General features: G+C 72.0%; 5 protein-coding genes. 3 read left to right on the top strand and 2 right to left on the bottom strand.

All coding sequences use genetic code 11. The features are described 5' to 3' along the window. Positions 1–127 precede the first annotated feature (127 nt). The 3 genes from ACFV1W_RS31645 (at position 128) to ACFV1W_RS31635 (ending at position 8,811) form a co-directional block, all read left to right on the top strand. A complete protein-coding gene (locus ACFV1W_RS31645; RefSeq protein ID WP_380420686.1) occupies positions 128–6,643 on the top strand; it encodes an SDR family NAD(P)-dependent oxidoreductase in 6,516 nt (2,171 codons plus the stop codon). Between the two features lie 107 nt (positions 6,644–6,750). Beyond that, complete coding sequence (locus tag ACFV1W_RS31640; RefSeq protein WP_380420685.1) at positions 6,751–7,158, top strand: ATP-binding protein; 408 nt, start codon at positions 6,751–6,753, stop codon at positions 7,156–7,158. A 396-nt stretch (positions 7,159–7,554) separates the two neighbouring features. After that, on the top strand, positions 7,555–8,811 hold the full coding sequence (locus ACFV1W_RS31635) for an IS21 family transposase (protein WP_380420684.1): 1,257 nt from the start codon (positions 7,555–7,557) through the stop codon (positions 8,809–8,811). Between the two features lie 519 nt (positions 8,812–9,330). Here the strand turns inward: ACFV1W_RS31635 and ACFV1W_RS31630 are convergent. Beyond that, positions 9,331–9,999: a LysR family transcriptional regulator gene (locus tag ACFV1W_RS31630; RefSeq protein ID WP_380420683.1), complete on the bottom strand. Its 669-nt coding sequence runs from the start codon at positions 9,997–9,999 to the stop codon at positions 9,331–9,333. 774 nt (positions 10,000–10,773) lie between these two features. Next, positions 10,774–11,617 (bottom strand): IPT/TIG domain-containing protein (locus ACFV1W_RS31625; RefSeq protein ID WP_380420682.1); only part of this gene is annotated, 844 nt, incomplete at its 5' end.

The following is an 11,617-nucleotide window of genomic DNA, read 5'->3' as shown; positions in this document are numbered from 1 at the left end:
CCAGATCGGAGGCGTCAAGAGCGCCATCCTGCTAGGCAGCTCGGACGCCGACTGACCCCCACACCGCCGACAAACCACAGACCCGGGACGACGAGTGCTTCCACCCCGTTAGCGCAGGAGACCAGTGATGGGCCACGCAGAGAACCCGACCACCGCTGACGCGCACATCGCCGTCATCGGCATGGGATGCCGCCTTCCCCGCGACATCGACTCGCCCGCCGCGCTGTGGCGGCTGCTCGAAGCCGGCCAGGACGCGGTCGGCGCACCACCGACGAGCCGTGCGGAGCGCATGGCCCCGGGCGCGCCTCCACCAGCCGGGACGATACCGCTGCAGGGAGGGTTCCTGGGCGACGTCGCCGGTTTTGACGCCGACTTCTTCGGAGTCTCCGGCAAGGAGGCCGACGTCCTGGACCCCCAGCACCGGCTGCTGCTCGAAGTGACCTGGGAGGCGCTCGAACACGCCGGACTGCCCCCGGAGCGGCTGGCGGGAACCCGGACGGGGCTGTTCTCGGGCCTGAGCTACACCGACTACATGGAATCCCTCGCGGGCCAGCCCCAGGAGCTGGAGGGCGCGATCCTGACGAACGGGCACTGCGTCGCCCCGGGGCGCATCTCCTACCTGCTGGGACTGCAGGGCCCCTGCGTGGCACTGGACACCGCGTGCTCGTCCTCCCTCGTGGCCATCCACCTGGCCTGTCAGGCCCTGCGGAACCAGGAGTGCGACCTCGCGCTGGCCGGTGGAGTCACCCTCATGCTCGGCGCCCGGACGACGATGTCCTTCGCCCGCATGGGGATGCTCTCGCCCACCGGCCGCTGCCGGACCTTCGACGCAGCCGCGGACGGCTTCGTACGCGGCGAAGGCTGCGGCGTCGTCGTCCTCAAACGCCTGGACGACGCGCTGAGGGACGACGATCGCATCCTCGCCCTGGTGCGCGGCTCCGCGGTCAACCAGGACGGCCGCTCCGACGTCCTCGCCTCGCCATCCGTCGGAGCCCAGCAGGCCCTCTACCACCAGGCCCTCGCGCGCGCCGGAACCGACCCGCGCGACGTGGGCCTGGTGGAGACGCACGGCACCGGGACCCCCGTCGGCGATCCCGTCGAGTTCTCCAGCCTGGCCGCGGTCTACGGCGTGGGACAGGGACGCTGTGCGCTGGGCTCGGTGAAGACGAACCTGGGCCACCTGGAACCGGCCGCCGGCGTCATCGGCCTGATCAAGGCGGTGCTCTGCCTCCAGCGCGGGCTCGTCCCGCCCAATCTGCACTTCACCCGGTGGAACCCGGCCATCAGCGCCGAGGGTACCCGCCTGTTCGTCCCCACCGACCTGGCTGCCTGGCCCACCCGGACGACCTCGCGACTGGCCGCGGTGTCCTCCTTCGGATTCTCCGGGACCAACGCCCACGTGATCCTCGAACAGGCCTCCGCCGTCCGCCGCGCCGCCGCCGTTCTCCCCGCAGGCCCCGCCGCCGGCGCCTGCCCCGCCACGGCCGACAGCGTCGCGGACGGACCGTCACCAGCGGAGCGAACCACCGCACCCCACGTCTTCCTCCTGGCCGCCGGCTCACAGAACGCCCTTCCCACCGCCGCCGCGCGCCTGGCTCACTGGCTGGAGACCGAGGGCAGCACCACCCCTCTGCGGGACGTGGCCCACACCCTCGCCCTGCGCCGTTCCCCGGGGCACGGCCGGCTCGGCGTGGTGGCCGACTCCCGCAGTGACGTGATCCACGCCCTGCGTTCCTTCGAAGCCGGTCGAGCCCACCCGGGCGTCGTGCGCGGCCACGTCGGCGCGGGCGTCAGCCGCCGCCCCGTCTGGGTGTTCTCCGGTCAGGGCTCGCAGTGGCGGGGCATGGGGCACAGCCTGCTCCGGCACGAGCCGGCCTTCGCCCGGGCCCTGGCCGAGGCCGATGAGCTGATCACCGCCGAGACCGGCTTCTCCGTCCTGCGCGCCGTCCGCGACCGGGAGCACGTCAGCGGCTGCGGCCGCGTGCAACCCGCACTGTTCGCCCTGCAGGTCGCCCTGGCCGCCGCCTGGCGCGACCACGGCGTCGAGCCGGCCGCCGTCATCGGCCACTCCATGGGCGAAGTCGCGGCCGCCGTCACCACCGGGGCACTCAGCCTGGCCGACGGCGTCCGCGTCATCTGCCGGCGCTCGGCCCTCCTCACCCGGATCGCCGGAGCCGGCGCCATGGCGAGCGTGAGCCTCGACAGCGCGACCGTCGAGAACGAGCTCGCCGCCCTCGACGCCGGCACGGTGTCCGTGGCCGTCGTCGCGGCGTCCGACTCCACCGTGATCGCCGGCACAACGGCCGCCGTTCGGCACCTGACCGCCACCTGGCAGGCCCGCGGGATCGCGGCGCACCTGATCGACGTCGACGTCGCATCGCACTGCCCCCAGGTCGAGCCGCTGCTCGCGGACCTCGCCACCGCGCTCGCCGACCTCACCCCCAGCCAGCCGGCTGTTCCCTTCTACACCACCGTCCTGGACGACACCCGCGACACCCCGCTCTTCGACGCCGCCTACTGGTGCGCCAACCTGCGCCGACCGGTGCGTTTCAGCGCTGCCGTGGCCGCAGCCGCCGCCGACCGCCACCAGGTGTACCTCGAGGTCTCGCCCCATCCCGTGGTCACCCACCCCCTCGCCCAGACCCTGGGCGGCCTCCTCCACGATCCCGTGGTGCTGCCGACACTGCGCAAGAGGGAGGACGAACCCACCACCTTCCTCACCCAGCTCGCCGCCCTGCACTGTGCGGGAGTCGGCGTCGACTGGTCCCGCCTCCACGCCGGAGGCCGCCTTGCCGACGTACCCGCGCTGACCTTCGACCGCCGGCCCCACTGGACCGACACCACGCCGACGCGGGCGGTCCCCCGGCAGGCTGAGAGCACCCCCGCACCGCTGCCCGGAACGCACACGGAGGTGCCCGGAGACCGACCCCGCCACACCTGGCACGCCGACGCCGGCACCGACGCCCTGCCCTGGATGGCCGACCACCGCGTCCACGGCCAACCGGTCCTGCCCGGCGCCGCCTACTGCGCTCTGGCCCTGACCGCGGGCGCCGAGGTCTTCCCCGGCGCCGTGCACGGCGTCGAAGCGGTGGACATCCGCTTCCACGAACTGATGCGACTCGACGCCCACACACCGGTCGGCACGACCGTGACCCTCACCAGCGCCGACCGCGCGGACTGCGAGCTCTTCGGCCGGAACGAGGGCGGCACCTGGGTCCGGCAGGCCACCGCGGTCCTGCGCCAGCTGGACACCTCCCCCCCGGCACCGACGGCCTCCGTGGCCGCACTGACCGCCGACCACCCCGTCGTCCTGGATCCGCAGGCCCTGTACGCGAGCCTGCGCGCCCGGGGTCTGGAGCACGGCCCCGCCTTCAGCGGTATCACCGAACTGCGCGCCAACGACCGGGCGGACGGCTTCTGGGCGCGCGTGACGGTGCCGGACCCGGCCGGGACCGCCCCCCACGGCCTACGGATCCACCCGGTTCTCCTGGACCTGTGCGCCCAACTCGTCGTCGCCGGCCTGCTCCACGAACCGGGCCACGGCCTGGTGCTGCCCGTCGGGATGCACGCCGTACGCATCCTCGCGGCTCCCGAGAACGCCCACTACGCGCACGCCCGGCTCACCAACACCACCGCGGACAGCATCGTCGGAGACGTGCGGCTGCTGGACAGGGCGGGAAACCCGCTCGTCGAGATCGAGGCACTGCGCTTCGTGCGCCACGGCGCGCGGGCCGATGAAACCGTCGACCGGTGGTTCCTCGAGACCTGCTGGCAGCCCGTCCCGCGCGGGCGCGCACCCGAGCCGGGACGCCCCGGATCCTGGCTCATCGTCGGTGAGTCGGACGGATCCGCCCACGCACTCGCGGACGCGCTCCAGCTCGCCGGAGCAGGCACCGCCGTCCTCGACGTTCCCCTCGACGGCACCGCCCTCCAGCCCCTCAAGCAGGCCCTCGCCCGGACCTGGAACCCCTCGTCCGGACCGTGCTCCGTGGTTTTCCTGTGCGCGCCGTCCGCGCCGGCGGACGACGCCGCCACCACGGCACTGCGCCGTACCCGGCGCCTGCTCGCCGCCGCACAGAGCGCGATCTCGCGCAGTGCCCCCACCCGCCTGTTCGCCGTCACCCGCTCCGCCCACGACCCGGAACCGGGACAACCCGCCGACCCCGCCCAGAGCGCTCTGCGCGGACTGGTGCGAGTCCTGACGCACGAACACCCGGAACTGCGGGCGACCCTCATCGACATCGACTCGGCCGACGTCGACCTCAGCCGGCTCGCGGCCGAACTCCTCACCGACCCCCCGGAGGACGAGATCGCCCTGCGCGGCGACACCCGGACCGTCGCCCGGCTGGCGTACGCCCCTTTGTCCGACACCGAACGCGCCACCGCCGTCACCCGCACCGTGAGTTACGGCGTCGACCGCTTGCAGCTCCATGCGGGGTCGCTCGGTGACCTCGACGCCCTGCGCCTGACCCCCACGCCACGACGTGCACCGGGCCCCGGCGAGGTCGAACTGCGCCTGCACGCCGCTGGCATGAACTTCCGCGACGTGCTCACCGCCATGGGCATGCTCGCCACCGACGACGAAGCGGGTCACCGGATCGGCTTCGAAGCCGCCGGCGTGGTCACCGCCGTCGGACCGGGAGTCAGGAACCTGCGCGCCGGCGACGACGTCCTCGCCGTCGACGTGCGGGGCGGCCTGTTCGCCACTTTCGCGACCCTTCCCGCCACCGCCGTGGCCCCCCTCCCCGCGGGCCTGTCCACCGAGCAGGCCGCCGGGCTGCCCATCGCCTACCTCACCGCCTGGTACGCCCTGCGCCACGTCGCCAGACTCACCGGCGGCGAACGCGTCCTGATCCACAGCGCCACCGGCGGAAGCGGACTGGCCGCGATCACGGTCGCCCGGCACCTGGGGGCCGAGGTGCTCGCCACCGCAGGCAGCGAGGACAAGCGCCGGTACCTGCGCGAGATGGGCCTGCGGCACGTCATGGACTCCCGCTCGCTGGACTTCGTCGAGCAGACCCGCGCCGCCACCGACGGAGACGGTGTCGACGTGGTGCTCAACTCCCTGTCCGGACCGGCCATCAGAGCGGGACTGGAGACGCTGCGCCCCTTCGGCAGGTTCGTCGAGCTGGGCGTGCGCGACATCCTGGCCGACACCCCGCTCGGTCTCGCGCCGCTGCGGCACAACATCACGATGAGCACGGTCGACCTGACGGAACTCCAGCATGACCGCGCGGACGCCTTCGCCGAGCTGATGGCCGAGGTCATGGCCGAATTCGGCCGGGGCACCCTCGCCCCGCTGCCGTGCCGGACCTATCCGCTCGCACGAGCTGCCGACGCCTTCCGCCTCATGGCCGGCGCCGGGCACATCGGCAAGCTGGTCCTGACCGTACCCGGTGAGGGCACCACCACCGCCGTACTGCGCGACGCGCCGTCGCCGGTGCGGGCCGACGGCGCCTACGTCATCACCGGGGGCCTGCGCGGGGTCGGCCTCGCCACGGCCCGCTGGCTGGCGGACCAGGGCGCCGCCCGGCTCGTCCTCAACGGACGCACACCACCCTCCGCCGACACCAGGCGCGTCGTCGCCGAACTGCGCGACCAGGGGACGGAGGTCACCGTCGTGCTCGGCGACATCGCTCAGCCGGGTGTCGCCGAGCAACTGGTGGACGCGGCCACCGCCGACGGCGGCACGCTGCGCGGTGTCGTCCACGCGGCGATGGTCCTCGACGACGCCGCGGTGTCCAACATCACCGACGAGCAGCTCGAACGCGTCTGGCATCCCAAGGTCACTGGCGCCCGACGTCTCCACGAGGCCACGGCCGCAGTGCCGCTCGACTGGTTCGTCCTGTACTCCTCGATGGCCTCCCTGCTCGGCAACCCGGGCCAGGGCGCCTACTCGGCCGCCAACGCCTGGCTCGACGCGTTCGCCACCTGGCGCAACGCCCTGAACCTGCCCACACTGGCCGTGAACTGGGGGCCCTGGGGGGAAACCGGGGTGGCCACCGGCTTCGCGAGCCGCGGCTACCAGACCATCCCCACCTCCGAGGGGCTCCAGGCCCTCGCGGCGCTCCTCACCCACGGCCGCGTGCGCACCGGCGTCATCCCCGGCCCGCCGGACACCTGGATCCCCCCGGCCGGCCGGGCGTCCTCGCTGTTCGCCCTCCTCACGCCCGAGGCGTGCGAACCCTCCGCGCGGCCGGCCGGCCAGGACGGGGCACGCGATATCCGACGCGAACTGCAGGAGGTGGAAGCCGGTCTCGCCCGTCGTACCGCCCTCGAAAACCACCTCGCCGATCACATCCGCACCGTGCTCCGCCTGGGAGGCAGCACCCTGGATCCGCAGACCCCGCTGAACGCACTCGGGTTCGACTCCCTGCTCCGCATCGAGTTGCGCACCCGTCTGGAAGCCTCGTTCGGGGTCAGGCTCGCAGGCGACTTCGTGGCGGGCCATCCCACTCTGGCAGCACTCGCCGACGGCCTCGCCCAGCACATCGGCATCAGTCTGGTCACCGACGCCGCGCCGGATTCCGCTGGGGACACGGCTTCCCCGTCCGGACAGCTCATCGCCCCGCGTTCGTCCGAGTCGCACAGGACGCCGGAGGCCTCGGCCGCCACCGCGACGCCGTCGGCGAAGAATCCGTGAGCCCGCTCCGGGCCGCCGACGGCCCGGAGCCCCTGGCGGAGCGCGAAACAGGGGAACCGCGTTCACCAGGAGAGGGAAACCGAAGGATGACGATGACCTCCACAGACGTGCCCCGCCCGGACGTGTGTGACCGGCCGGAACGACGCATCACCATGTTCGTGTGGCCGGAGACCCAGTGCGTGCGGTCCGTGCGCCGAGCCGTGAAGGCCATTCTCGGCCACTGGGGGATCGCCCATCTTACCGATGACGCCGAACTGCTGACCACCGAGCTCCTGACGAACGCGATCCGTCACACCGGCGGCGAGCAGCCGGTCAGGGTGACGATCGCGGCCGACCAGCGGGGGCTGTCGATCGACATCCGCGACCGCTCCGCGAGCGCACCCCGGCCACACCGGCCGACCGCCTGCGAGGAGAACGGGCGCGGACTGCTTCTCATCGAGAGGATCGCCGGATCGTGGACGTACCGTTTCCATCCCGACGGCACCAAGACGGTTTCCTGCCGGCTCCCGCTGTGAGGCCGCGCGCCGGCTGCCCGGGAGCCCCACCCGCCGTACGACTCCCGGCAGCCCGCTGTACCAAGGAGCCCGCCCGCGGGCGGATCAAGCGGCACTCGGTATCGGTTGCCGCGTGCTTCGCGGAATTCCTCACCGGTGCACGGTGCACGGGGTGGCTTGTGCCGGATTTTCCGACTCCCATCGCCGGCAGTGGTGGGGAATTCCCTTCCGTGATCTCCGAAATTGCCCAGGTAATATTCGGAGCGAGTCGTTTTTCCGCCCCGGGAGAAGCTTTCGCATGCTATATTTTTCAGCCATGCTGACAGTCCTCACTCATTCAAGGTGCTTTCCGCTGGTGAAGCCAGACAGTTTGGGGTCCGGATGCTCAGTGCAGAGGAATACAAAGAAGTCTGCGCCTTGCGCCGCCAAGGCTGGTCCATCTCGGCGATCGCCCGGTTCCTGGACCGTGACCGCAAGACGGTCAGGGCCTACCTCAAGGGCGAGCGGAGCATTGGGGTCCGACCGGTGACCCGTGACGAATTCCTGCCGTTCATCCCCTACTGTCAGCAACGCCTCGACGACGATCCGCACCTGCGGGCGAACGTCCTCTACCGCGAGATCGTCGAGCTGGGCTACCCCAGGGCCTACTCGACCTTCACCCGCGCCCTGCGCCGACACGTGACGCGGCCGCGTCACGAGCCGTGCCACCGAGCGAGGGCGAGCCCCGGCCACGGCAGCGTGGAGGAGGTGCAGTTCGACTGGGTCCGGCTGCCACGCCCGCCGGCCGGATGGGACTGCGGGCACGAGATGTACCTGCTCATGGGCCTGCTGACGCGCTCCGGGCGCTGGCGAGCCGCCCTCACCGCCACCAATGACCTCCCGCACTGCGTGGAGGCCCTGGACCGGGTGCTGCGCCGCCTCGGCGGCACCGGCGAGCGCTGGCTGTTCGAGGGCACTCCGCCGGTCTGCTCGACGGTCGGCAAGGTGACCGCCGTCTTTCACGAGGTCGCGAAACACTACGGGGCCTTCGTCGCGGTCCGCCCGCAGACAGGAGCGCCCGGCCCGGTCATCCGTGCCCACCGCTCCGCTGTCCTCCACTGGTGGGACACCATGGCCGGCGACCTCGGCCTGAACGAGGCCCAGGACTTCCTCGACCGACTGACCGAGCGCTCGGACCGCTGGTACCGCCGGACCGGCCATCCGGTCCGGGCCCTGCTGCCCCTGCCGTCCAAGCCGTTCCCCGCTCGCATCTGCGTTCGGCGCAGGGTCGATCTCCACGGCCTCCTGTCGTTCGAAGGCAACTTCTACCTGATGCCCGCGGGGTTCGTCGGCAGCGAGGTAGGGGTCCGGTGGCGGCTCGACGAATCCCACCTGGCGGTCACCACCGGCGCCGGGGCGGTCGTCGCCGCTTTTCCGAGGGCTCCCAGAGACGCGGGCTGGACGGTCGTCCAACACCGTGGCCCCGTCCCTCTCGAACGGCCACGTCGTGCTTCCGGCGCCGCGGCGCCGTCCCGGGACGCGTGCCGGATCGGTCGCCCGCGATCCGTGGCCGCTCCGGCCGCGGACCGGGCGGTGACCCGGTTCCACGGCGAGCGGCCCGCTCACCCGACGGGCCGTGACGGCCGGTCGGAATCGGGGTCGGCCTCCTCGCCGACGCCGGGGGCGAACGGGTGACGGCGGTCGCGGGCCGGCCGGCGGTCTCCCGCGGACCAGGCCGAGCCCGGCGTGCGTTCCACGGCGGCGGCGAAGGGCAGGGACCGAAGGGCCTCGCGGCACGGGTCACGGGACGGCGCCCGCCCGGGACCGTCCGCGGAGGCCACCGCCTCGACGCCGGAGACGACTGCCCGGGCCTTGCCCGGGCCCTCTGCCGCGGACCGGCGAGATTTCTCCTCGTCCTGACACTGCAGCCGAACCGCCGGAACTGAAAACGGAGCGGAATGGCTTCGGGCTTGGCCGTACGGGATCGTTTTCGAGGCGAGTGTGAGCGGCTGTTGGGGTGAGAAGGGAACCCGATAGAAGTTTTCTTCCGTGACCGGATGAGTTACTCATGGCGGTCGGACCGATTTGGGCCGCCCACCCGCCCGTTTGTTTGCCGTGGTAATGCGTTCGACAGGGAAGGCGTGTGTTCCCGGTCCCGGCAGCCGACGGACGTCTCCGTTGAGAAATCCACGTCCTGTCCGTCCCATGGGCGCTTCAAAGTCCAGGTGATCGTGCAAGCGGTCCGGCCAGGGGGTGTTCAGCAGGTGCGGCGGCCGGTTGAAGAGGTCGTAGGCGGTACGTGGCGCTCCGTCCGTGTCCGGGACGGTCCTCGCACCGACCGCTTCGACGAAGGCGAGGACTGCAGGGTCGGGGGCCTCTGACGGCCAGGCGAGCACGACTCGGCTCGGCGGGTAGTCGGTCAGCGGGACGAAGGCGATGCCCTCGGTCCGGTGGCGGTGGGTCGCACCGGCGGGGAGGATGCCGACGGCACCCTGCCACACGATGGCATGCAGGCACTCCGACACGTGCAGTCAGAGCGACGTCGACCCGACCGGACCGCAGCCCCGCCGTCGGGTCGCTGATATCCGCCTCGCACAGCCGTACTTGCGCGTCGGGATGGGTACGGCGGAAGGCCGCGGCCGCGCGGGGGCCGAATTCGAGACCGGCTCCGGCAACGGTGCCCACCACGATGGTGCGCCGCCGGCCCGTCTCCCGTACCCGTTCCCGCGCCCGCTCTGCCGCGTCGAGCAACTCCCTTGCCTCGCCCAGCAGGACCGAACCGGCCTCGGTGAGCCGTACGCCCTGCGCGGAGCGTTGGAACAACTGACAGCCGAGCTCGTTCTCGAGCTCACGTATGCGCTGGCTGAGCGGGGGCTGCGACATGTGCAGCCGCAGCCGCGCGACCGAAGTGCAACTCCTCGGCCACGGCGACGCGCACCATGCCGGAGCGCCTGGCCAAGGCCGGCCGGGCCCAGCGCCCGGGCCGTGGCCTGTACGCGAAGCTGGACGGCTGACCCGCCGGGGACCAGCCGGCGGCCAGTTCGCGAACCTGCCACACCATGGAGAACCGGCCTCTGGCCCGGACCGTGAGCGACTACGGCTACCCCCGTTCCGTAGTCCGCGCGGGCGCGCATTCCAGGAGTGGGGCTGCGCGCCCGCGGCGAAGAGCGGCACGGCCGGCCGGCGAGGACGACCCCGGCAGACCCGAACGCGACGGTCCCGGCGCTCTCGGCGCGCCTGCCGCACCGAAATTTGCGGCCCGACGGCTGTTGCGCCGCCACCTCGCCGGAAAACGCTCCCGGGATGCCGGGGGCTTTGCGGCGGCCGCAGGTTCACCAGCTGGTGGGCGGCTGCTCGTCCAGTACTTCGAGGACCTCGACCGAGGCGGACATCACGATGTGCGTGCCGTTGACGTCCGTACTCGTCCACCAGGTGCCCCGGTCCACCCGCCGTCCGGCGAGGCCCCTGGGACATCACCTCCTCTTCCCCCAGTCAGAGGACCCGCCGGCGCAGTGGATGCACCGCCCCGACATCGACTTCACCCCAGGCGACCGTCGTGCCCGTCACCGGAGGACCCGCAGCTGATCGTCTCGTCATCCACCGCTCATCAATGTGTACGACGCCTCCTTTGATGTGGACGCTGGCGTTCGGGATGCGCTACGGCTGGTACTGGAAGGTGGCGCCGTTGCTGGTGCCGCCCGGGGAGTGGACGGTGACGGTGACCGGGCCGACGGCACCGGGCGGTGAGGTGGTGACGACCATGGTGTCGGAGACCGCGGCGAAGGACGCCGGGGCGGTGCCGAAGAACACGGCGTCGGTGTAGGTGAGGTTGCTTCCCCTGATCAGGACGTCGTCGCCGCCGGCCACCGAACCCTGGGCGGGGCTGAGGGAGTTGATGACCGGTGGTGCGACATAGGTGTAGTAGGCGTTGCCCAGCCCGATGGTGCTGGTGCCGCCCGGTGTGGTGGTCGTGACCAGGACGGTCCCCGTACCGACGGGCGCAGTGACCGTGATCTGACTGTCGGAGATCACGGTGATGTTGCTGGCCGCGGCGGACCCGAAGTGCACGGCGCTGGTGAGAGTCAGGCCGGAGCCGAAGATGGTGACGGTGTTCCCGCCACCACTCGGTCCCATGGTCGGAATCAGGCCGGTGACGGCGGGGGCCGCGACGTAGAAGTAGGGAAGCGGGTTGCTGGTGCCCGCCGAGGTGGTGACCGTGACGTTGACCGACTGCGCCGCTCCCGCGGGTGCGGTGACGGTGATCTGGGAGGCGGTGTTTGCGGTGATCGTCGCGGCGTGGGTACCGAACAGCACCGAGGTCGCACCCGAAAGGCCGGTGCCGGAGATGGTGACGGTGTTCCCGCCGCTGGTCGGCCCCTGGTTCGGGGTCAGGCCTGTGATCGCCGGTGCGTTGATGTAGGTGTACGTCACACCGTTGCTGGTGCCCGCCGGTGTGGTGACCGTGACCTGGACCGTTCCGGAGCCTGCGGGAGCCGTGGCC

The organism is Kitasatospora sp. NPDC059648 (genome assembly GCF_042734825.1).
Lineage (GTDB): Bacteria > Actinomycetota > Actinomycetes > Streptomycetales > Streptomycetaceae > Kitasatospora.
This window is presented reverse-complemented; position numbering and strand designations above follow the sequence as displayed.

Bases quoted from the DNA above. Each gene is read 5' to 3' on its own strand.
- ACFV1W_RS31630 (WP_380420683.1), bottom strand. From the start codon at position 9,999: ATGTCGCAGCCCCCGCTCAGCCAGCGCATACGTGAGCTCGAGAACGAG.
- ACFV1W_RS31645 (WP_380420686.1), top strand. From the start codon at position 128: ATGGGCCACGCAGAGAACCCGACCACCGCTGACGCGCACATCGCCGTC.